Origin of the sequence: Pantoea sp. MQR6, assembly GCF_022761075.1 — a bacterium.
Classification (GTDB): Bacteria; Pseudomonadota; Gammaproteobacteria; order Enterobacterales; family Enterobacteriaceae; genus Pantoea; species Pantoea phytostimulans.
Window position 1 is genome coordinate 469,352 of record NZ_JAKYXB010000003.1, and the last position, 22,766, is coordinate 492,117.

At 51.8% G+C, this 22,766-nt stretch carries 22 protein-coding genes; 18 read left to right on the forward strand and 4 right to left on the reverse strand.

Features of this window, described 5'->3' with window-relative positions; genetic code table 11:
* Positions 1 to 19: 19 nt before the first annotated feature.
* Positions 20 to 379 (reverse strand): 6-carboxytetrahydropterin synthase QueD, encoded by a 360-nt coding sequence (gene queD, locus MUG06_RS14985; RefSeq protein ID WP_215845754.1) that lies wholly within the window; start codon positions 377 to 379, stop codon positions 20 to 22.
* Positions 380 to 677: 298 nt separating this feature from the next.
* Between queD and cysJ the strand changes: the two genes are divergently transcribed.
* Genes cysJ through cysH form a run of 3 tightly spaced genes read left to right on the forward strand, consistent with a single transcriptional unit; the run spans position 678 to position 4,938 of the window.
* Positions 678 to 2,483: an NADPH-dependent assimilatory sulfite reductase flavoprotein subunit gene (gene cysJ / locus MUG06_RS14990; protein WP_215845755.1), complete on the forward strand. Its 1,806-nt coding sequence runs from the start codon at positions 678 to 680 to the stop codon at positions 2,481 to 2,483.
* Entirely contained in the window at positions 2,483 to 4,207 is a 1,725-nt protein-coding gene (gene cysI / locus MUG06_RS14995; protein WP_215845756.1) for an assimilatory sulfite reductase (NADPH) hemoprotein subunit, read from the forward strand. The genes cysJ and cysI overlap by 1 nt, the downstream gene beginning before the upstream one ends.
* Positions 4,204 to 4,938: a phosphoadenosine phosphosulfate reductase gene (gene cysH, locus MUG06_RS15000; RefSeq protein WP_243079068.1), complete on the forward strand. Its 735-nt coding sequence runs from the start codon at positions 4,204 to 4,206 to the stop codon at positions 4,936 to 4,938. Before cysI ends, cysH begins: the two co-directional genes overlap by 4 nt.
* Before the next feature lie 169 nt (positions 4,939 to 5,107).
* On the opposite strand, the gene MUG06_RS15005 is transcribed toward cysH, so the two are convergent.
* Together MUG06_RS15005 and MUG06_RS15010 are read right to left on the reverse strand one after the other, a co-directional pair.
* Positions 5,108 to 5,392, reverse strand: a complete 285-nt coding sequence (locus MUG06_RS15005; RefSeq protein WP_243079069.1) for a YciI family protein — start codon at positions 5,390 to 5,392, stop codon at positions 5,108 to 5,110.
* Between the two features lie 9 nt (positions 5,393 to 5,401).
* Positions 5,402 to 6,421 carry an aminopeptidase gene (locus MUG06_RS15010; RefSeq protein WP_215845759.1) on the reverse strand — a complete coding sequence of 340 codons (1,020 nt, stop codon included), beginning with the start codon at positions 6,419 to 6,421 and terminating at the stop codon, positions 5,402 to 5,404.
* Positions 6,422 to 6,676: 255 nt separating this feature from the next.
* On the opposite strand from MUG06_RS15010, the gene cysG reads away from it, so the two are divergent.
* The 14 genes from cysG (at position 6,677) to MUG06_RS15080 (ending at position 18,528) form a co-directional block, all read left to right on the forward strand.
* Positions 6,677 to 8,092 (forward strand): siroheme synthase CysG, encoded by a 1,416-nt coding sequence (gene cysG / locus MUG06_RS15015; RefSeq protein ID WP_243079070.1) that lies wholly within the window; start codon positions 6,677 to 6,679, stop codon positions 8,090 to 8,092.
* Between the two features lie 11 nt (positions 8,093 to 8,103).
* Complete coding sequence (gene cysD, locus MUG06_RS15020) at positions 8,104 to 9,012, forward strand: sulfate adenylyltransferase subunit CysD (RefSeq protein WP_243079071.1); 909 nt, start codon at positions 8,104 to 8,106, stop codon at positions 9,010 to 9,012.
* 11 nt (positions 9,013 to 9,023) lie between these two features.
* Positions 9,024 to 10,451 (forward strand): sulfate adenylyltransferase subunit CysN, encoded by a 1,428-nt coding sequence (cysN, locus tag MUG06_RS15025; protein ID WP_243079072.1) that lies wholly within the window; start codon positions 9,024 to 9,026, stop codon positions 10,449 to 10,451.
* Positions 10,451 to 11,056, forward strand: coding sequence for an adenylyl-sulfate kinase (gene cysC, locus MUG06_RS15030; RefSeq protein WP_243079073.1), 606 nt, complete (start codon positions 10,451 to 10,453; stop codon positions 11,054 to 11,056). The genes cysN and cysC overlap by 1 nt, the downstream gene beginning before the upstream one ends.
* Positions 11,057 to 11,109: 53 nt before the next feature.
* The gene (locus MUG06_RS15035) at positions 11,110 to 11,430 is read left to right on the forward strand and encodes a DUF3561 family protein (protein ID WP_215845763.1); all 321 of its coding nucleotides are present in this window, start codon (positions 11,110 to 11,112) and stop codon (positions 11,428 to 11,430) included.
* A 166-nt stretch (positions 11,431 to 11,596) separates the two neighbouring features.
* Positions 11,597 to 11,911 carry a cell division protein FtsB gene (ftsB, locus tag MUG06_RS15040; RefSeq protein ID WP_215845764.1) on the forward strand — a complete coding sequence of 105 codons (315 nt, stop codon included), beginning with the start codon at positions 11,597 to 11,599 and terminating at the stop codon, positions 11,909 to 11,911.
* Positions 11,912 to 11,914: 3 nt separating this feature from the next.
* Entirely contained in the window at positions 11,915 to 12,631 is a 717-nt protein-coding gene (ispD, locus tag MUG06_RS15045; RefSeq protein ID WP_215845765.1) for a 2-C-methyl-D-erythritol 4-phosphate cytidylyltransferase, read from the forward strand.
* Positions 12,631 to 13,113, forward strand: coding sequence for a 2-C-methyl-D-erythritol 2,4-cyclodiphosphate synthase (ispF, locus tag MUG06_RS15050; protein ID WP_279234025.1), 483 nt, complete (start codon positions 12,631 to 12,633; stop codon positions 13,111 to 13,113). Before ispD ends, ispF begins: the two co-directional genes overlap by 1 nt.
* Positions 13,110 to 14,150, forward strand: a complete 1,041-nt coding sequence (gene truD / locus MUG06_RS15055) for a tRNA pseudouridine(13) synthase TruD (RefSeq protein WP_243079075.1) — start codon at positions 13,110 to 13,112, stop codon at positions 14,148 to 14,150. The genes ispF and truD overlap by 4 nt, the downstream gene beginning before the upstream one ends.
* Positions 14,151 to 14,437: 287 nt before the next feature.
* On the forward strand, positions 14,438 to 15,199 hold the full coding sequence (surE, locus tag MUG06_RS15060) for a 5'/3'-nucleotidase SurE (RefSeq protein WP_243079076.1): 762 nt from the start codon (positions 14,438 to 14,440) through the stop codon (positions 15,197 to 15,199).
* A complete protein-coding gene (locus MUG06_RS15065; RefSeq protein ID WP_215845768.1) occupies positions 15,193 to 15,819 on the forward strand; it encodes a protein-L-isoaspartate(D-aspartate) O-methyltransferase in 627 nt (208 codons plus the stop codon). The genes surE and MUG06_RS15065 overlap by 7 nt, the downstream gene beginning before the upstream one ends.
* A 166-nt stretch (positions 15,820 to 15,985) precedes the next feature.
* The gene (gene nlpD / locus MUG06_RS15070) at positions 15,986 to 17,086 is read left to right on the forward strand and encodes a murein hydrolase activator NlpD (protein WP_243079077.1); all 1,101 of its coding nucleotides are present in this window, start codon (positions 15,986 to 15,988) and stop codon (positions 17,084 to 17,086) included.
* 51 nt (positions 17,087 to 17,137) lie between these two features.
* Positions 17,138 to 18,130, forward strand: coding sequence for an RNA polymerase sigma factor RpoS (gene rpoS, locus MUG06_RS15075; protein ID WP_215845769.1), 993 nt, complete (start codon positions 17,138 to 17,140; stop codon positions 18,128 to 18,130).
* A gap of 251 nt (positions 18,131 to 18,381) precedes the next feature.
* Positions 18,382 to 18,528 (forward strand): hypothetical protein, encoded by a 147-nt coding sequence (locus MUG06_RS15080; RefSeq protein ID WP_243079078.1) that lies wholly within the window; start codon positions 18,382 to 18,384, stop codon positions 18,526 to 18,528.
* Positions 18,529 to 18,725: 197 nt separating this feature from the next.
* Here MUG06_RS15080 and mutS read toward each other — a convergent pair whose 3' ends face one another.
* A complete protein-coding gene (gene mutS / locus MUG06_RS15085; RefSeq protein ID WP_243079079.1) occupies positions 18,726 to 21,269 on the reverse strand; it encodes a DNA mismatch repair protein MutS in 2,544 nt (847 codons plus the stop codon).
* Positions 21,270 to 21,636: 367 nt separating this feature from the next.
* Here mutS and mltB point away from each other — a divergent pair, with 367 nt between their 5' ends.
* Positions 21,637 to 22,719, forward strand: a complete 1,083-nt coding sequence (gene mltB, locus MUG06_RS15090; protein ID WP_215845772.1) for a lytic murein transglycosylase B — start codon at positions 21,637 to 21,639, stop codon at positions 22,717 to 22,719.
* Positions 22,720 to 22,766 lie beyond the last annotated feature (47 nt).

Here is a 22,766-nt window from a genome sequence, read left to right on the forward strand (position 1 = left end):
GTGAAAGGCAAAGCGTTTATCAGCCGCGGTAGACGCAGCCTGCGGTACAGGTCTCTTTGATCATCACCGCACTCAGCAGCGGCAAGCGCGGCTTCATTTGATCCCAAATCCATTTTGCCAGCACTTCACTGGTAGGATTTTCCAGACCGGGAATATCATTGAGATTGTAGTGATCAAGGCGATCGTAGATCGGCTTAAACGCCGCTTTAAGTTCGGCAAAATCCATTACCCAGCCGGTATGCGCATCCACTTCACCGGTAATTTCCAGACGAACCAGGAAGGAATGACCATGTAAACGGCCGCATTTGTGTCCTTCAGGCACATTCGGTAAGTGATGTGCAGCTTCGAACTGGAATTCTTTAAATAGCGTGGTAGACATAAGGGTTCTCAGACTTTAAAAACCGCTGAATTCTACCTGAAAGGCAGATTTTTCGCACCCGCAAAGCGCAAAGCCGCTTTTTTCGCTCAATTCTCTCTGCATCTGCTTGTTTAATAGCCTGATAAATAAGCGCTTTTTTTACCACTTTTGCCGATTATCTTTACCTGAAAAACCACTTAGTCATTTTGGTTATTTATTATGTCGAAGGCGTATTTAATCGTTAATATACGGCCCGGTAACCTACCCACTCTTCCGCCATTTTACGGTTCGGACTTCTGATACTGGAATTTTTAACGCGATGACGACTCAGGCACCAGGTTCAATGCTCCCACTTTCGCCGGAGCAACTCGCTCGCTTACAAGCGGCGACGACGGATTTTTCCACTACCCAAATGGCATGGCTCTCAGGTTATTTCTGGGGAATGGTCAATCAAACGCCTGGCAGCGTAGCCGTCAGCGCGGCGCCTGTGCAGGCTGAAATTCCAGCTATTACACTGCTTTCAGCCTCGCAAACCGGTAATGCACGCCGACTGGCGGAGCAACTGCGTGACGACTTGCTGGCTGCCAAACTGAACGTCAACCTTGTGAACGCGGGCGATTATAAATTCAAGCAGATCGGTCAGGAAAAACTGTTGGTGGTCGTGACGTCGACTCAAGGTGAAGGCGAGCCGCCAGAAGAAGCGGTGGCGTTGCATAAATTCCTGATGTCGAAAAAAGCCCCGAAAATGGACGGTACCGTATTTGCGGTGTTTGGTCTGGGTGATACCTCTTACGAATTCTTTAGCCAGGCCGGTAAAGATTTTGATAGCCGCCTGGCGGAGCTGGGTGCGGAGCGGCTGCTGGATCGCGTAGATGCTGATGTTGAATACGCAGATCAGGCCACGGCCTGGCGCAGCGCGTTGACAGAAATTCTGAAAAAACGTGTCCCTACTGAGTCGCCAGCGCAAGCTGCTGCCACAGCCGCAGGCAGCGTAAATGAAGTTTCCAGCAGTCCCTATACTAAAGAAGCGCCGCTTACCGCCAGCTTTGCGGTAAACCAGAAAATCACGGGCCGTGATTCTGACAAAGACGTTCGCCACATTGAAATTGATCTGGGTGATTCTGGCTTGCGCTATCAGCCGGGCGATGCGCTTGGCGTATGGTTTGAAAACGATGCGGAATTGGTTAAGGAACTGCTTGAGCTGGTGTGGCTGAAAGGCGATGAACCGGTTGACGTTAACGGGAAATCTTTGCCACTGGCAGAAGCATTACAAAAACATTTCGAACTGACAGTGAACACCGCGCAGATTGTGGCGCAGTACGCGGCGCTGTCGCGCAACGAAGAGCTGCTGTCGCTGGTGGATGACAAAGCTAAACTGCAGAAATACGCGCAGTGTTATCCAATTGTCGACATGATTCGTTTGGCACCGGCTGAGCTGAGTGCCGAGCAGCTAACTACGCTGCTGCGTCCGCTGACGCCGCGCCTTTACTCAATTGCCTCTTCACAGGCCGAAACAGAGACGGAAGTGCATATCACCGTCAGTGCAGTGCGCTTCGATATCGAAGAGCGCCAGCGTGGCGGCGGAGCTTCAACCTGGCTTGCTGATCGCATTGAAGAAGATGGCGAGATTCGCGTCTTTATCGAACACAACGATAACTTCCGTCTGCCAGCCAACCCGGATGCGCCGGTGATCATGATTGGGCCAGGTACCGGTATTGCACCGTTCCGCGCCTTTATGCAGCAGCGTGAGAATGAAGATGCTTCGGGTAAGAACTGGCTGTTCTTTGGTAATCCCCATTTTACCGAAGACTTCCTGTATCAGGTTGAATGGCAGAAATATGTGAAAGATGGCCTGTTGACCAATATCGATCTGGCATGGTCACGCGATCAGGCGGAAAAGATTTACGTACAAGATAAAATCCGCGCCAAAGGGGCGGAAGTGTGGCGCTGGATTGAAGAGGGCGCGCACCTTTATGTCTGCGGCGACGCTAACCGAATGGCAAAAGACGTCGAGCAGGCATTGCTGGATGTGGTGGTCGAACACGGTGGAATGGATCGTGAAACGGCCGACGAATTTTTAAGTGAGCTGCGCATTGAGCGCCGTTATCAGCGAGACGTTTACTAATGAGCGAAAAACACCCTGGACCGCTGGTTGTCGAAGGCAAATTAGCGGACGCCGAGCGTCTGAAAAAGCAGAGTAATTATCTGCGTGGCACCATCCTCGACGATCTCGACAATGGCCTGACCGGCGGTTTTACTGGCGACAACTTTCTGCTGATCCGTTTTCACGGCATGTACCAGCAGGATGACCGCGATATTCGTGCCGAACGTGCTGAGCAAAAGCTGGAAGCGCGTCACGCTATGATGCTGCGCTGCCGTTTGCCTGGCGGCATCATTACGCCGTCGCAGTGGCTGGCTATCGATAAGTTTGCCACCGATAAAACCCTTTACGGCAGCATCCGTTTAACCAACCGTCAGACTTTTCAGTTTCACGGCATCCTGAAGAAAAATGTTAAGCCGACGCATCAGATGCTGCATGAAGTGGGTCTTGATGCGCTGGCAACCGCTAACGATGTGAACCGTAACGTGCTTTGCACTTCAAACCCGGTTGAATCGGAGCTGCATCAGGAAGCGTACGAATGGGCGAAGAAACTTTCTGAGCATTTGCTGCCACGTACCCGCGCTTATGCGGAGATCTGGTGGGATCAGGAAAAAGTGGCGACCACCGACGAAGAGCCGATCCTCGGTGAAACTTACTTGCCGCGTAAATTCAAAACCACTGTGGTGATCCCGCCGAATAACGATGTGGATCTGCATGCCAACGATCTGAACTTTGTTGCTGTGGCAGAGAAAGGCAAACTGATTGGTTTCAACCTGCTGGTCGGCGGCGGTTTGTCGATTGAGCACGGTAACAAAGCCACTTACGCGCGCACCGCCAGTGAGTTTGGTTATCTGCCGGTTGAGAAGATTCTCGACGTGGCGGAAGCGGTGGTAACGACCCAGCGTGACTGGGGTAATCGTACCGATCGCAAAAATGCGAAAACCAAATACACCCTGGAACGCGTTGGTGTTGAGACTTTTAAAGCGGAAGTGGAAAAGCGTGCCGGTTTAACTTTCGAACCGATTCGTCCTTACGAATTCACTACACGCGGCGATCGTATTGGCTGGATCAAAGGCATCGACAACAAATGGCATCTAACGCTGTTTATTGAAAACGGCCGTCTGCTCGATTATCCAGGCCGTCCGCTGAAAAGTGGCATCGCCGAAATTGCCAAAGTACACGTGGGCGATTTCCGTTTGACCGCGAACCAAAACCTGATTGTGGCAGGTGTGCCGGAAAGCGAAAAAGCAGCGATCGAAGCGATTGCCCGTGCACATGGCTTAATGGAAAACGTCACGCCACAGCGTGAAAACTCCATGGCCTGCGTGGCTTTCCCGACCTGTCCGCTGGCGATGGCTGAGGCTGAACGTTTCCTGCCTTCTTTCGTCACTAAAGTCGAAGAGATCATGCACGGACACGGTGTTGGCCAAGAGCACATAGTGTTACGCGTTACCGGTTGTCCCAACGGTTGTGGCCGTGCCATGCTGGCTGAAATCGGCTTAGTGGGCAAAGCGCCAGGCCGTTATAACCTGCACATCGGCGGTAATCGCATAGGTACGCGCATCCCGCGTATGTATCGCGAAAATATTACTGAGGGCGAAATCCTTGGCAGTATCGATGAGCTGGTTGGACGCTGGGCGAAAGAGCGTCAGGGCGAAGAAGGTTTTGGCGACTTCGTTATCCGCGCCGGGATTGTGACGCCGGTAGTGGACCCAGCACGTGATTTTTGGGATCAGGAGGCAAAATGAGTCAGTTAGACCTCGCAGCACTGAATGAGATGTCCAAGGTACAGCGCTCAATGGCGCTGGCCGCAACCAACGCTCAGCTGGAAAAATCTTCTGCTGAAGAGCGCGTGAGTTGGGCGCTGGAGAATTTACCGGGCGCTTACGTGCTCTCATCCAGCTTCGGTATTCAGGCGGCGGTGTCGCTGCACTTAGTTACGCGTCAACAGCCGGATATACCGGTTATCCTGACCGACACCGGTTATCTGTTCCCGGAAACGTATCGTTTTATTGATGAGCTGGCTGACCAGCTCAACCTGAACCTGAAAGTGTTTCGCGCAGAGACTTCGCCTGCCTGGCAGGAAGCGCGTTACGGCAAGCTGTGGGAGCAGGGTGTTGAAGGAATTGAGAAGTACAACGAGATCAACAAAGTTGAGCCGATGAATCGCGGTCTGGATACGCTGGGCGCGCAAACCTGGTTTGCAGGTCTGCGTCGCGATCAGTCAGGCAGCCGAGCGAATCTTCCCGTGCTGGGCGTGCAGCGCGGCGTGTTCAAAGTGCTGCCGATCATCGACTGGGATAACCGACAGATTCATCAATATTTGCAGGATAATAATCTTAAATATCATCCGCTGTGGGATCAGGGTTATCTTTCGATTGGCGATACGCATACCACGCGCAAGTGGGAACCCGGCATGGCTGAGGAAGAGACGCGTTTCTTTGGTTTAAAGCGTGAGTGCGGATTGCACGAAGGCTAATAGTCATTTGCTTCCCTCCTCGCTCCTCCCCATAAATGGCGGAGGACGATGCTGCCATATGTTAGTGATGAAGCGGCATGTGGCAGCGTCTCCTTCCCCCGCAAGCAGCGGAAGGCAGGGATGGGGGAAAGCCAGCACAGATCCAAAAATCCACAGCCAGCGCCTTAACTTAAATCCCTTTTAACGCAGCAAATGCCTCTGCTGCGCGCGTTACATTGATCTTTGTGACGTCATAATTCGCCACCGCGACAAACGGATCCTCCGCCAGGATAGTATCCAGTCGGGCACGATCGATATCCTTAACGAGTACCATGCCACCGGTACGCGGATCTTTTCTTCCGGCTGCAATAAAGACGTCAGCATCAAAATAGCGATCCAGCCACTGAATATGCGGCTCAAGCAACGCTTCTACTTCTTCTACCGGGCGAAAATAGGTCAGATAAACCACGTACATATCAGATCCTCATACTTTGGGATTGGTGAGTTCGCTGAGCAGCGGCAGCAGTACTTTTACGCTGTCTCGGGTGCGCAGAGTAATGCGGCCCGGTAACCAGCGGTCCAGATAAGCCAGATTATCACGCTCGGTCTGATGGCGTGTGGTGCCGTCTGGGAAGTGGTGTGTGCGGCTGCGCTGCTGAGTACCATCTTTAGCCCCTAATGCCCAGTTGCTGGCGGTAACATCCATTAGCGGAAAGCCCGCTTTATCGAATGCATTGATGCCGGGGTAATCTTTACGGTTTAACTGATGACTCGCTGCCGAAATACCAAATTCACGCGCCAGATAAAGTGCTCGCTCGCTGGTTTGCTTGCGCACCGCGCGTGGTGTATTCAGGCCGCTGTTGAAATAAAGGTGATCACCGGTTATCAGGCTATTAAGGTCGATAACCAGCAGCGTATTTTTCTTCTCTTTATTGCTCATGCGCGCAACGTAATCATCCATGCCGTGCAGACCAACTTCACCAGCGCTAAGCGCCACAAAACGCACACCATAATGCAGGGGTTTTTTGCTTAGCTTTTCCGCCAGTTCCAGCATGACGCCTAAACCTGAAGCGTTGTCGTCTACACCTTGCAGGCGCAGGCCGCCCATATTTTGATTCGCCTGGCTGCTGTTTTGTGGTGTCCATGTATCAAGGTGGGCGACGATTAAAATTTCCTGCGGCTCGCTGCCTGTACGGGCCGCAATCACCGAGGTTGCGGTGAGTTTATGCCAACGCGCTTTCCCGTCAGCGTCGTGCCAGTCGTAACCCGTATTGAACTGACGAGTATTAGTCTGAAAACCCAGCGAGGTGAACTGCTGTTTTAAATAATCGGCGGCCATTAATTCGGCCGGACTGCCGCTCATGCGACCGGGGAAATAGGTGGCAATATGACGGACTTGCTGTTCAGCAAACTGACCCGGCGCGTCAGTCGCAGCCTGGGCAGAAAAAATAAAACCGCAACAGAGCAGCGCAGTGAGCGCGGTCAGGCGGAAAGAGGCAAACATACGGCGTTCCTTGTAATTCATCTCATGACAGAAATTAGCGAAAATTTTCTGTGCTTAGTATGAAACTGTGACCCCGATTACACAATTTCAATCGCTCTGAAAGCCCAGTAAGATCATTTGCTAAGCACATTTTGTTCTGAGCTTTTCGCATTCGTTATTCCATTCAGTAACTACTCATTCCAATTCGTAATTTCATCTGGATTAACACCGGGACGTATAGTCGCGTTAACGCAAAGTTACAACACTAAGGTTAACGTGGATTATTTGCCTCTTTTTGCCGATCTCAAAGGCCGCCCGGTTTTGGTTGTCGGCGGTGGAGATATCGCGGCGCGGAAAATTGAACTGCTTCGTCGCGCGGGTGCGCGCGTGCAGATTGCTGCTCGCGAACTTTGCCCCGAGCTTCATGAACTGTTGGAAATGCAAGAGCTGGAATGGCTGGCGACGCATTTTGATCCCGCCCAGCTCGATGGCGTGTTTCTGGTGATCGCGGCAACTGACGACAATACGCTAAATGCACAGGTATTCGAAACGGCTAATGCACGGCAAAAACTGGTCAATGTGGTCGATGACCAACCGAAGTGCAGCTTTATTTTTCCTTCTATCGTTGATCGCTCACCGCTGGTGGTAGCGATCTCGTCCAGCGGCACCGCGCCAGTGCTGGCGCGTATGCTCCGTGAAAAACTCGAAGCATTATTGCCCGCTAACTTAGGCCAAATGGCAGAGGTTGCGGGACAGTGGCGGGATAAAGTGAAACAGCGCTTTACGCGGATGTCCGATCGCCGTCGTTTCTGGGAGCGCGCTTTTAACGGTTTGTTCGCCAGCCAAATGGCAGCAGGTAATGTGAATGAAGCGAAGCTGACGCTTGATCGTGAACTCAACGACGAGCCGAATCAGCAGGGCGAAATTATTCTGGTCGGCGCGGGGCCTGGCGACAGCGGTCTGTTGACCTTACGCGGCTTGCAGGTGATGCAGTTGGCAGATGTCGTGCTTTATGACCATCTGGTCAGCGATGAAGTGCTGGAACTGGTTCGCCGTGATGCCGATCGTATCTGTGTTGGCAAGCGCGCGGGTGCGCATTCGGTGCCGCAGGAAGAGACCAATCAGATGCTGGTCAAACTGGCGCTGCAAGGCAAGCGCGTGGTGCGCCTGAAAGGCGGCGACCCGTTTATTTTTGGTCGGGGCGGCGAAGAGTTACAGGCGGCGCAGCAGGCAGGCATTCCGTTTCAGGTGGTGCCTGGCATTACTGCGGCGGCAGGCGCGACAGCCTATGCAGGCATTCCGTTAACGCACCGCGATTATGCGCAGAGCGTGCTGTTTATCACCGGGCATTGCCGTCCCGATGGTGATGGCATCGACTGGCCATCTTTGGCGCGTGCGCGTCAGACATTGGCAATTTATATGGGCACGGTGAAGGCTGCTGAAATCAGCGAAGGGTTGATTCAGCATGGGCGCGCCGCGTCTACGCCGGTCGCGGTCATCAGCCGCGGCACGCGACAAGATCAACAGGTGCTGACCGGTACCTTAGAACAGCTTGAGGCGCTGGCTGCATCTGCGCCCACTCCGGCACTGTTAGTGATTGGAGAAGTGGTCAATTTGCACGGGCAGCTCGCCTGGTTTCAACATTCAGCACAGCAGGGGACTCGCGAGTCCGCCGTTGTCAATCTGGCTTGAGAGGAAAAACGATGGACCAAAAACGACTCACTCATCTGCGTCAGTTAGAGGCAGAGAGTATCCATATCATTCGCGAAGTTGCGGCGGAGTTCGGCAATCCGGTGATGATGTATTCCATCGGTAAAGACTCTTCAGTGATGCTGCATCTGGCACGCAAAGCGTTCTTTCCGGGCACGCTGCCGTTCCCGCTGTTGCACGTGGATACCGGCTGGAAATTTCAGGAAATGTACGCGTTCCGCGATCGTACCGTGAAAGCGATGGGTGCTGAATTACTGGTTCACCGTAACCCGGAAGGCGTGGCAATGGGCATCAACCCCTTTGTTCACGGCAGCGCAAAGCATACCGATATCATGAAAACCGAAGGCTTAAAGCAGGCGCTGAATAAGTACGGCTTTGATGCGGCCTTCGGTGGCGCTCGTCGTGACGAAGAGAAGTCGCGTGCTAAAGAGCGTATCTACTCCTTCCGCGACCGCTTCCATCGCTGGGACCCGAAAAATCAGCGTCCTGAGCTGTGGCACAACTACAACGGCCAGATCAACAAAGGCGAAAGCATTCGAGTCTTCCCCCTGTCGAACTGGACCGAGCTGGATATCTGGCAGTACATCTTTCTGGAAAACATCGACATTGTTCCGTTGTATTTGGCCGCGCCGCGTCCGGTGTTGGAACGCGACGGTATGTTGATGATGGTGGATGACGATCGTATTGACCTGCAACCTGGCGAAGTGATCAAGCAGCGCATGGTGCGTTTCCGTACTCTTGGTTGCTGGCCGCTGACCGGTGCTGTTGAATCGCAAGCGCAAACGCTGCCGGAGATCATCGAAGAGATGTTGGTTTCTACTACCAGCGAGCGTCAGGGCCGCATGATTGACCGCGATCAATCCGGTTCGATGGAACTGAAAAAACGTCAGGGTTATTTCTAAGGAGACGCCAGATGAATACTGTAATTGCACAACAAATTGCCGACCAGGGCGGCGTTGAAGCCTGGCTGACCACACAACAACATAAAAGCCTGCTGCGTTTTCTGACCTGCGGCAGCGTTGATGACGGTAAAAGTACGCTGATTGGCCGCCTGCTGCATGACACGCGACAGATTTACGAAGATCAGCTTTCATCGCTGCACAATGACAGCAAACGTCACGGCACCCAAGGCGAAAAACTCGACCTTGCGCTGCTAGTGGATGGCCTGCAAGCTGAGCGTGAGCAAGGCATCACCATTGACGTAGCCTATCGCTATTTCTCTACGGAAAAGCGCAAGTTCATCATTGCCGACACGCCTGGACACGAACAGTACACGCGTAATATGGCAACCGGCGCCTCAACCTGTGATTTGGCAATTTTGTTGATCGATGCGCGTAAAGGCGTGCTGGATCAAACCCGCCGTCACAGCTTTATTTCTACGCTGCTGGGGATTAAACATCTGGTAGTGGCGATCAATAAAATGGATTTGGTGGAATACAAGCAAGAGGTATTCGAGCAGATCAAACAGGATTACCTCGATTTTGCCGCGCAGCTGCCGGAAGATTTGGATATCCGTTTTGTACCGATGTCGGCGCTGGAAGGGGATAACGTTGCGTCACCGAGCCAAACCATGCCGTGGTACAGCGGGCCCACGCTGCTGGACGTGCTGGAAACGGTTGAGCTAAATCGCGTGGTCGATCATCAACCGATGCGTTTCCCGGTGCAGTATGTTAATCGCCCCAACCTGGATTTCCGCGGCTACGCCGGTACGCTGGCGTCTGGCGTGGTGAAAGTGGGCCAGCGTGTAAAAGTGCTGCCGTCTGGCGTTGAGTCGAACATCTCGCGCATTGTGACTTTTGATGGCGATCTGCAAGAAGCGGGCGCGGGTGAAGCGATCACGTTGGTGTTGGAAAATGAAATTGATATCAGCCGTGGCGATCTGCTGGTGGATGCCAGCGCTGAACTAAATGTAGTGCAAGCCGCCACTATTGACGTGGTGTGGATGGCTGAACAGCCGCTGCAGGCTGGCCAAAGTTACGACATTAAAATCGCCGGTAAGAAAGCGCGCGGTCGCGTAGAAAAAGTGATTCATCAGGTTGAGATCAACTCGTTGGAAAAACGCGATGTCGACCGCCTGCCGCTGAACGGTATTGGTTTAGTTGAGATGACGTTTGATGAGCCGATGGTACTGGATAAGTATCAGCAGAATCCGGTGACAGGCGGGATGATCTTTATCGATCGCCTCAGCAACGTCACTGTGGGCGCAGGCATGATCCATGAACCGCAAGTCGATGCGCCACGCGCGACTGGCGAGTTCAGTGCGTTTGAGCTGGAACTGAATGCGCTGGTGCGCCGTCATTTCCCACACTGGAACGCCCGCGATCTGTTGGGTGGTCAATAATGGCGCAACACGATGATAACGTGGTGTGGCACGATCATCCGGTAACGCGTGAATCGCGAGAACAGCAGCACGGCCATCAAGGCGTGGTGCTGTGGTTTACCGGGCTTTCGGGCTCGGGAAAATCCACCGTGGCAGGGGCACTTGAGCAGGCGCTGCATCGTATTGGTGTCAGCACTTATCTGCTCGATGGCGATAATGTGCGTCACGGCTTGTGTCGCGATCTCGGTTTTAGTGATGACGACCGCAAAGAGAATATTCGTCGGGTTGGCGAAGTGGCGAAGCTGATGGTCGATGCGGGTTTAGTGGTGTTAACTGCCTTTATTTCACCCCACCGTGCCGAGCGGCAAATGGTGCGCGATCTGTTAGATAAAGGTCAGTTTGTTGAAGTGTTTGTTGATACGCCTTTGTCAGTATGCGAATCGCGCGATCCGAAAGGATTGTACAAAAAAGCGCGTGCCGGTGAGTTACGTAACTTCACTGGCATTGATAGCGTATATGAAGCGCCAGAACAGCCAGAAATTCAGCTTGATGGCGAACAATTGGTTACAAAACTCGCCGCCCAATTGTTAGACCTGCTGCGTGACCGCGATATCATCAGATCCTGAAAAGAGAGCGGCAAATCGCCTGTGATTTGCCGCATTCGGTCACCAGGATTTTTATGCAGAATATTACCCCTATGTTGGCTCGCAAAGATGAACGCCCTGATGATGAGCCTCGCTCGTCACTGCCAGGCGGTATTATCGGCTTCCTTTCTTACTGGTGCGCGCTGGCAATCCCTTTCCTGCTCTACGGTTCCAACACGCTATTCTTCTTTCTCTATACTTGGCCATTCTTTCTCGCGCTGCTGCCGGTATCGGTGATTATGGGGATCGTGTATAGCATGTTGCTACGGGGTCAATTGCTGTGGACCTTACTTGCTACCGTCATTTCTGTTATCTGCCTGTTCTGGCTATTGTTCACTTTCCTCTCCGGCTGGTGATTACGTTGATGTGCAAACGCATCGGCTGGTTACAAAACTTTACCCGCTAATTTCACTTCTTTGACGTCACTTTTGTACACACATGCAGCAAAGCGGACCATTTTCGTTGCTGTTGTGGAGTCCTGCGCAAAGTTATGGGATGATTGGGCCGTTTTTAGGGGGCGGGATGGGAAAACTGACGTTACTGCTATTGGTGCTGTTAGGCTGGCTGCAATACTCATTGTGGCTGGGGAAAAACGGTGTCCATGATTATACGCGCGTTGATGATGACGTCGCGGTTCAACAGGCGAATAACGCCAAACTTAAGTCGCGTAACGATCAGCTGTTCGCCGAAATTGACGATCTCAATGGTGGCTCCGAAGCGATCGAAGAACGCGCACGTAATGAGTTGGGCATGATTAAACCCGGTGAAACCTTCTTTCGTCTGGTTCCTGATCAGAACAAACGTAACGCGCAAGCTGCGCAAAACCAACAACGATAAAACATGAACACTGTGTCCTCTTTTGCGGATGTGATTGCCGTGGTGCCGGCGGCCGGTATCGGCAGCCGCATGCAGGCGACTTGTCCTAAGCAGTATCTGACGATTGGTCAGCACACCCTTCTGGAACACAGCATTGCACGCCTGTTTTCGCATCCTGCTATCAAGCAGGTCATCATTGCAGTAAGCCCGGATGACCAACACTTTGCTTCGCTGCCGCTGGCAAGTGATCCACGCGTTATTCGCGTGGTGGGCGGAGAGACGCGTGCTGAGTCGGTGCTGGCAGGATTAGAGGCTGCGCAGGGCGCGAGTTGGGTGCTGGTGCACGATGCGGCGCGTCCATGTTTGCACCTGGATGACCTTTCGCGTCTGTTGCAAATTCGTGAGCAAAGCCGTGTTGGCGGCATTCTGGCCGCACCGGTGCGCGACACCATGAAGCGTGGCGAACCCGGTAAAGTAGCCATTGCTCATACCGTGGAACGCGAAGACCTCTGGCATGCATTAACCCCACAATACTTTCCTCACGCGCTGCTGACCGCTTGCCTGACGCGGGCTTTGAATGAAAATGCCAACATTACTGATGAAGCCTCGGCGCTGGAATATTGCGGCTATCATCCGGTATTGGTCAGTGGACGCAGTGATAACATCAAAGTTACCCGGCCAGAAGATCTGGCGCTGGCAGCTTTTTATCTCAGTCAGATTCAATTAAAGGAGAGCGCATGATGCGTATCGGTCACGGTTTTGACGTTCACGCTTTTGGTGGAGAAGGTCCGCTGGTGATTGGCGGCGTGCGAATTCCGTTTGAGCACGGTTTTATTGCCCATTCCGATGGCGACGTGGCGCTGCATGCGTTAACCGACGCGCTGTTAGGCGCGGTAGCAATGGGTGATATTGGTAAGCTATTCCCTGACACCGATCCAGCATTCAAAGGCGCTGACAGTCGTGGTTTGCTACGTGAGGCCTGGCGTCGCATTGCGGCCAAGGGTTATCAGATAGGCAATGTTGACGTCACTCTCATCGCCCAAGCGCCGAAAATGCTGCCGCACGTGCCGCAGATGCGGGTAAATATTGCCGAAGATCTGGGGTGTCATATGGATCAGGTTAACGTAAAAGCTACCACCACTGAAAAACTGGGTTTTACTGGACGCGGTGAAGGCATCGCGTGTGAAGCGGTGGCGCTGCTGCTGAAAGCGGAGCCCGCATGACGATGCACTATTTACACGGCACGCCAACCGCAACCGGTGTGATTAAAGCCAACCCAGAAGATTTTGTGGTGGTGGAAGATCTCGGTTATAGCCCAGACGGTGAAGGTGAGCATCTGCTGGTGCGTATTCGTAAAACAGGCGCGAATACCCGCTTTGTTGCCGAGGCTCTGGCGAAATATCTTGGTATTCATCTGCGCGATCTGAGCTATGCGGGCATGAAAGATCGCCATGCTGTTACCGAACAAACGCTCTGTTTCCGCCTGCCAGGTAATGCCATGCCCGACTTGCGTGGCTTTGAGCTTGAAGGCGTTGAAATTCTTCAGGTTGTGCGCCATAAGCGCAAACTGCGTATTGGTGCGCTGGCGGGTAATGCATTTCGTCTTGTGATCCGTCAGGTCAGCCAGCGCGAAGCGGTTGAACATCGGCTGGCTTTAATCCGCGATGCCGGCGTGCCTAACTATTTTGGCGAACAGCGCTTTGGTCACAACGGTAATAACCTGACGATAGCGCAGCAATGGGCGCGCGATGAAATCCGCTTACGCGATCGTAATAAGCGCAGCCTGATTCTTTCTGCTGCTCGCAGTGCGCTGTTCAATCAGGTCACTAGCGCCCGCATGCAACAGCAGGGCGGATTGAGCCATGTATTGACTGGCGACGCACTGCAGCTAGCCGGGCGCGGCAGTTGGTTTGTCGCCCAGGCAGACGAACTTGAAGCATTGCAGGCGCGCGTTGATCAGCATGAATTGCGCGTTACCGCGCCAATGCCAGGACGCGGTGAACCGGGTCCGCAAGCAGAAGCGTTAGCCTTTGAGCAGCAAGCGTTGGCGGACTCATCGATGCTGATTTCTCTGCTCGATCGTGAACGCGTTGATGCGGGCCGTCGCGCAATGTTAGTGGTGCCACGCGACCTGCGCTGGGCGTGGTGGGATGACGTAACGCTGGAAATGCAGTTCTGGCTTCCTGCCGGAAGCTTTGCCACCAGCGTGGTACGCGAGCTGTTGAACAATACGGCTGACAACACCAACCTGGACGAATAAAGTTAGCCGATTGCTGAACGTAAGAGCGACCTACCGCATTGTGTTGGGTGTTTTTATGTTGCCAGCTTGCCGCATAAGTCCTGCTAAACGTCTTTGGTGATTGCCGTAACATTGTTCGTTCATCGGGTAATGTTGCGGCAAAGCGCTGTTATGGGACTATTTACGTCTACCACTTCCCCTCTCCCGCCGCTAGAATGCAAAGACCCCCACATGGGCTTTTTTCGCTGACAGGCATCTCTGCTTGTCTGCCCGCGAGGTTGGATTGAATCAAAAAAGGTCAGGGTGAAATGCGGATACTCCTCAGCAACGATGACGGAATTCATGCGCCGGGCATTCAAACGCTTGCCAGGGCATTACGGGAATTTGCCGACGTTCAGGTCGTCGCACCCGATCGTAATCGCAGTGGTGCATCAAACTCCCTGACGCTGGAAACGCCGCTGCGCACCTTTACCCATGAAAATGGGGATATTGCGGTGCAAATGGGAACGCCAACGGATTGCGTATTTCTTGGCGTAAACGCATTAATGCAACCGCGTCCTGAGATTGTAGTTTCGGGTATTAATGCGGGTCCTAATCTCGGTGATGATGTGATTTATTCCGGCACTGTCGCGGCGGCAATGGAAGGGCGACATTTGGGACTGCCAGCATTGGCGGTTTCACTGGATGGTCATCAGCATTATGACACTGCCGCTGCGGTAACCTGCTCGCTGCTCAAAGCATTAACGCGTGAGCCGCTGCGGACCGGCCGCATCCTCAATATCAACGTACCCGATTTACCGCTTGATCAGATCAAAGGTATTCGTGTGACGCGTTGTGGCAGTCGTCATCCGGCCGATCAGGTTATTCCTCAGCAAGATCCGCGGGGTAATACGCTCTACTGGATTGGACCGCCGGGGAAAAAATTAGATGCAGGCCCTGATACAGATTTCGCGGCGGTGGATCAAGGTTACGTCTCTGTCACTGCATTACATGTTGATCTTACCGCACACGCGGCTCAGGATATTCTTTCTGACTGGCTGGTTAACGCTGAGGTAAATCTGGCATGGTGAACCGGCGCATCGAAACGTTGTTGACACAACTTCGTCAGCAGGGCATTGACGATGAATGCCTACTCAAAGCCATTGCTGATGTGCCGCGTGAGCGATTCATCGACGAAGCGTTTGAACACAAAGCCTGGGATAACGTGGCACTGCCGATTGGCTCAGGACAAACCATTTCTCAGCCTTACATGGTAGCACGCATGACTGCGCTGCTTGAGCTACAGCCGCACTCTCGCGTGCTGGAAATTGGCACTGGCTCTGGCTATCAAACTGCAATTCTCGCTCATCTCGTCGATCATGTTTATTCGGTCGAGCGCATTAAAGGTCTGCAATGGCAGGCCAAACGCCGCTTAAAGCAACTTGATCTGCACAACGTCTCCACACGTCACGGCGATGGTTGGCAAGGCTGGCCATCACGTGGCCCCTATGACGCCATCATAGTGACGGCTGCCCCACCCGAAATTCCGATTGCGCTGATGGCGCAATTAGCAGATGGCGGCATTATGGTGCTCCCGGTCGGCGAGGATCAGCAAGTGCTGAAACGCCTGCGTCGTAAGGGAGAGGAATTTGTTGAAGAGATAATTGAACCGGTCCGGTTTGTTCCTTTAGTTCAGGGCGATTTAGCTTAAGGCCTCTGCTACGTATTTCTTCACAACTGTTTCATAGCACCACGTACTTGATCTTGTTACTATCCCTTTTCATCAATGAAAAATCAGATTTTAACGCGCCGCACAGAGTATTGTGCTGGCGAGTAGAGTAGGACAGGTACAGCAGGGTTGCCATCACGGGGGATCAATGAGCACGGGAAGCACTATTTTTCAATTACGCCGTTTGGCGGCGCTTTCACTGGTAGGTTTTTGGCTGGCGGGCTGTAGCTCAGGCGATAACTCACAAGCACCCATTAGCCAAATTGGTGATGGCGGCGGTATGAACACGGCTTCTGATCAGCCAAACACCCCTTCTGGCGGTGTACCCGCAATGCCAAGTCAGGGAGGAATGTTAAGCAATAATACAGCTTCCCAACAAAGCAATAGTGGAATGATTAGCGCAGATAACGCTGTACAGACGCAAAATGGGCGAATTGTTTACAATCGCAGTTATCAGAACATTCCGAAAGGTAGCTATTCAGGTGAAACTTACACCGTTAAACGCGGTGATACACTGTTTTACATTGCCTGGATTACCGGTAACGATTTCCGCGATTTAGCCCAACGTAACAACGTTTCAGCCCCGTATGGCCTGAATGTAGGGCAGACTTTGCAGATCGGTGATGCCTCTGGTCAGCCGATCACGGGCGGCAATGCCATTACCGTCGCCGATGCAACGCAGGGGGGCGTCCCAACATCGCCACAAATTAAATCTGCCGCTGTTGCACAGCAACCTGTTATTACGTATTCTGATGATTCGGGTAATTCGAGCGGCAGTAAACTTCTGCCATCGAAAGGAGCAAATGTTGCAACGACAACAGCTCCTGCCGTTACCGCACCACCCACGGTCAGTAGTACGACCAACAGTTCAACGCCGGTGGGAAGCTGGCGTTGGCCGACTGATGGGAAGATTATCGATAACTTCTCTGCTGCGGAAGGTGGCAATAAAGGTATCGATATCGCTGGATCGCGCGGACAATCTGTTGTCGCCACCGCATCGGGAAGGGTGGTTTACGCAGGTAACGCTCTCCGGGGTTACGGTAATTTAATCATCATCAAACACAATGATGATTACCTGAGTGCCTACGCCCACAACGATACAATGCTGGTCCGGGAACAACAGGAAGTTAAGGCGGGGCAAAAGATCGCTACCATGGGTAGCACCGGTACCAGTTCAGTAAGATTACATTTTGAAATTCGTTACAAGGGGAAATCCGTAAACCCGTTGCGTTATTTACCGCAGCGATAATCCGGCAGAACCTATGGTGTTCTGCCTTGGAATCACGGGTAGGAGCCGCTTATGAGCCAGAATACGCTGAAAGTAAACGAGTTACATGAGAATGCGGAATTCGAGGAGAACGGAGCTGAGGTTTTTGATGAGAAAGCTCTCGTTGAAAACGAACCTAGTGATAATGACGTAGCGGAAGAAGAGTTATTGTCACAAGGTGCGACGCAGCGCGTTTTAGATGCGACGCAGCTCTATCTCGGGGAGATTGGCTATTCTCCTTTGTTAACGGCTGAGGAGGAAGTTTTCTTCGCCCGCCGTGCATTACGAGGTGACATTGCTTCTCGTCGCCGCATGATCGAAAGTAACTTGCGCCTGGTGGTAAAGATTGCCCGCCGTTATAGCAATCGTGGATTGGCTTTGCTGGACCTGATTGAAGAGGGTAATCTTGGCCTGATTCGTGCCGTAGAGAAGTTTGACCCAGAACGTGGGTTCCGTTTCTCAACATACGCCACTTGGTGGATTCGTCAGACCATTGAACGGGCAATCATGAACCAAACCCGTACGATTCGTCTGCCGATTCACATTGTTAAAGAACTGAATGTTTACCTGCGCACCGCGCGTGAACTTTCCCACAAGCTTGATCATGAGCCAAGTGCGGAAGAAATTGCGGAGCAACTGGATAAACCTGTTGATGACGTAAGCCGTATGTTGCGTCTCAATGAACGCATTACATCAGTTGATACGCCACTGGGCGGAGATTCTGAAAAAGCGCTGCTGGACATTCTGGCCGATGAAAAAGACAACGGTCCAGAAGATACCACGCAAGATGACGATATGAAGCAAAGCATCGTCAAATGGTTGTTCGAACTGAACGCCAAGCAGCGTGAAGTGTTGGCGCGTCGTTTCGGCCTGTTGGGCTATGAAGCGGCAACGCTTGAGGATGTAGGCCGTGAGATCGGCTTAACCCGTGAGCGTGTACGTCAGATTCAGGTTGAAGGTTTACGCCGTCTGCGTGAAATCCTGCAGGCGCAGGGCCTCAACATTGAAGCACTTTTTCGTGAATAACGGTTTCATGAATAATTAGTACTGTTTTAATGCGAAAAGCGGTGATGTTAATCACCGCTTTTTTTATGCTCATATTTCACATGGCAGCATAAAACCTTCCTGTTTTTTCCTTGTACAGCGTCGCGTCAGTAAGCTGAAAGCATGCGGTTTCGGTAGAATCGTTACATTGTCCCTCAGGCGAGCATGATTGCTTTGAGCGAACATACGGCTTATTACACCAATAAGGCGGGGATGATTTTTTCATACGTGAAATGGCTACTGAACTTGGGCCGTTCGGTATTACCGCCCATGCGATTTCGCCAAAAAACATTGAAACGGAACGTAGTCAGCGTTACTGGCGTGCCGAGCAAATGAAGTTAAAAATCCCGCAAATCGTTTTGCTTTACCTGAATAAATAGTCAGCGCGGTTTTATATCCCCGCAGTTCGGAAGCAGACACATCATTGGGCAAAATTTAGTCGTTGATGGTGGATAAAGCGTCGTTTAATGCGTGTTAATAGTGTCACGACAGAATTTGAGAAAAGCAGTAAATCCACCAGAGAAAGAACCCGGAATAACAAGTACCCGCACACGATAATGCTCGTGTGCGGGAAAAATTAAACCAACGATTTCAGACGATAAATCCAATCAAGTGCCTGACGCGGTGTCAGCGTATCAGGATCAAGTGCTTCAAGTGCTTCTACCGCTGGGGAGGTTTCCTCAACTAATAATGGGAGCTGAGAGCCATCAACTGTTGATGATGCCGTTAGTGTCGATGTCGTTTCTAACTCTTTTAGTTTGTTTCTTGCACGTTTAATCACTTCTTTAGGAACGCCTGCCAGCGCAGCCACAGCAAGGCCGTAACTCTTGCTTGCCGCGCCTTCCTGAACACTGTGCATAAATGCAATCGTATCGCCGTGCTCCACTGCATCAAGATGCACATTGACGACGCCTTCCATTTTTTCTGGCAACGTTGTTAGCTCGAAATAATGGGTTGCAAACAGCGTCATGGCTTTGATTCTGTTTGCCAGATTTTCGGCACAAGCCCATGCAAGTGATAAGCCATCATAGGTTGAAGTACCTCGCCCGATTTCATCCATCAGAACCAAACTGTGTTCGGTGGCATTGTGCAAGATATTAGCCGTTTCGGTCATTTCCACCATGAAGGTTGATCGGCCCGAGGCGAGATCATCTGCTGCACCTACGCGCGTAAAAATACGATCTAACGGACCGATTACAGTCTCTTCAGCGGGTACGAAGCTACCAATCCAGGCCATCAACGCAATAAGTGCAGCCTGGCGCATATAGGTACTTTTACCGCCCATATTGGGTCCGGTAATGATCAACATACGGCGCTGCGGTGCTAAAGAGAGTGGGTTAGCGATAAAAGGTTCTTTCAGCACCTGCTCAACCACTGGATGTCGTCCGCCTGTAATTTTAATTCCCGGCTTATCTTGTAACGTTGGGCGACAGTAATTCAGCGTCCAGGCGCGTTCGGCCAGATTACTGAGCACATCCAGTTCGGCTAATGCGGAAGCACTGAGCTGCAGCGCTTCAAGGTGGGGCAGTAACTGGTCAAACAAAGCTTCATATAGCCCTTTTTCCAATGCTAGCGCTTTGCCTTTTGACGTGAGGACTTTGTCTTCGTACTCTTTCAGTTCGGGAATAATGTAGCGCTCAGCATTTTTGAGCGTTTGGCGGCGTACGTAGTGCATTGGCACTTGGTGGCTTTGCCCGCGACTGACCTGAATGTAATAACCGTGAACGGCATTGAATCCTACTTTCAATGTGTCCAGCCCAAGCTTTTCTCGCTCACGAATCTCTAGCTTGTCGAGATAGTCGGTAGCGCCATCAGCCAGTGCTCGCCACTCGTCGAGCTCAGCGTTATAACCAGGTGCTATGACGCCACCGTCTCTAATCAACACCGGTGGTGATTCAATGACCGCTTGCTCGAGCAATTCTCGTAGCGCGGTAAATTCACCCATTTGCTCACGTAGCGTGTTTAACTGCGTAGTTTCTACGTTACCTAACAGAACGTTAAGTTCAGGCAGTTGTTGAAATGCATGGCGCATACGTGCCAAGTCGCGTGGGCGTGCTGTGCGCAAAGCCAGACGGGCTAAAATACGCTCCAAATCGCCAACCTGACGTAATACAGGCTGCAGGGATTCACAGAGATCCTGCAATTCAGCGATAGATTCCTGACGTTGATTAATAATCCGAGCATCGCGTAGTGGCATATGTAGCCAGCGCTTTAGCATGCGGCTACCCATTGGCGTAACGGTTTTGTCTAACACCGCAGCCAAGGTGTTTTCTGTGCCACCCGCTAGATTCTGCGTAATTTCTAAATTGCGACGCGTAGCAGCATCCATGATGACGCTATCTTGTTGTCGTTCCATGCTAAGCGAACGAATATGGGGCAGGGTGGTACGTTGTGTATCTTTGACATACTGCAACAAGCATCCGGCAGCGCGTAAACCTAAATGGGCCTGCTCAACACCGAAACCGCTGAGATCGCGCGTACCGAATTGCATATTGAGCTGCTGACGGGCGGTATCAATTTCAAATTCCCATAATGGGCGACGACGCAAGCCACGACGTTGCTCAATCAAAGACATTGCCTGGAAATCTTCAGGGTAGAGCAGTTCAGCCGGATTTGTGCGTTGTAACTCCGCAGCCATCGTTTCCAGGTCAGCGGGTTCGCTCAGGCGAAAACGACCTGAACTGATGTCCAGCGTAGCGAAACCATAGCCTCGCGCGCTCTGCACAATAGCGGCCAACAAATTATCGTGACGTTCCTGTAATAGCGCTTCGTCACTGATCGTACCCGGCGTCACAATACGGACTACTTTGCGTTCAACGGGTCCTTTACTTAAAGCGGGATCGCCAATCTGTTCACAAATAGCGACTGATTCACCCAATTGCACCAATTTTGCAAGATAGTTTTCTACGGCATGGTAGGGCACGCCAGCCATAGGAATGGGTTCACCTGCTGAAGCGCCACGTTTGGTTAATGAGATTTCCAGCAGTTGCGAAGCGCGTTTTGCATCGTCGAAAAACAGCTCATAGAAATCGCCCATGCGATAAAACAGCAGGATGTCGGGATGCTCAGCCTTGAGGCGTAGATATTGCTGCATCATTGGCGTATGGGTGCTGAAGTCCATTTGCTCTGCTCCTTTCATCTCATTTTTACTCAAAGTTGCCTCTTCCTCTTTCCCGCCACGCTTGAAAAAAGTGTTTCTATGGGGATGTGTGCAACAACCGGTTGGTCGAGTGCAAATTGTGAATGTTACCACTATTCACGCCAGCGCTTCATCTGACATCCCTTTTCAGCGAAGAACTTAACAAAGGGCGTTACGTGGGAAAACGCTTTTTTGATATAGATATACAACGTGCCGAGATGTCTCACAAAAGCGTCATGTGATACGTAAAGATGATAGAAAATCCGCTTTTTTTAGCGATTTGGCCTGTATGTCGCTGGTTCTAACGATTACCATGACGGTTCCTTTTGAGTCTGCTTATGGATGTCGAATGCGTTTTAAGGTTGCTTATCTACCGCTTATCGCTCTGCTTGCTGCCTGTAGCAGTAAGCCCCAAACACCACAGGAAATGGCCGTTGAAAAAGCGCCTAAAGGCGGATTTTTACTTGAGCCTTCCCATGCGGTTCAACCCATGTTTGGTGACTTTGCCGGCAATCCTGCAGCAGAGCAGTTCATCAACCAAATGGTGGATAAACATGGTTTTGACCGCCAACAGCTTCATGCGGTAATTGGTCAGGCTAAGCGACTGGACTATGTTTTGCGCCTTATGGATCGTCAAGCCCCTTCCTATACGCCACCGAGTGGACCAAACGGCGCATGGATTCGTTATCGGAATAAATTCATAACGCCGGATAACGTTCAAAATGGCGTCGCGTTTTGGGATCAATATCAAGATGCGTTACAGCGGGCGCAGCAGGTTTATGGTGTGCCCCCAGAGATCATTGTCGGTATTATTGGCGTAGAGACACGCTGGGGCCGGGTGATGGGAAAAACGCGCATTTTGGATGCCTTAGCAACGCTGTCATTTAATTATCCGCGTCGAGCAGCTTACTTCAGCAGCGAGCTTGAGACCTTTTTACTGATGGCGCGTAATGAACAAGATGATCCGTTAGATTTACGCGGATCTTTTGCCGGTGCAATGGGATATGGTCAGTTCATGCCATCATCTTATAAGCAATATGCGGTTGATTTTAATGGCGATGGGCATGCCAATCTCTGGGATCCGGTTGATGCGATTGGTAGCGTGGCGCATTACTTCCAGCAGCATGGCTGGCGGAGTGGCGAAAACATTGCTGTTCCGGCAAGTGGTCAGGCACCTCTACTTCAGGACGGTTTCAAAACCAGTTACAGCGTGAGCATGCTTGCCGCCTCCGGCCTTTCCCCACAAGGATCGCTGAATGGCAATAATCAAGTCAGCTTGCTGCGACTTGACTTAGGGACAAGCTATCAATATTGGTATGGTTTGCCTAATTTTTACGTCATCACGCGTTATAACCACAGCACACATTATGCAATGGCAGTATGGCAATTAGGTGAAGCGGTAAGTAAAGCACGGCAGGGTTCGATGTTGTAAAGGCTGTCCTTAGTAACCGTAAGGTTATATGATGGCGCGCCATTAAT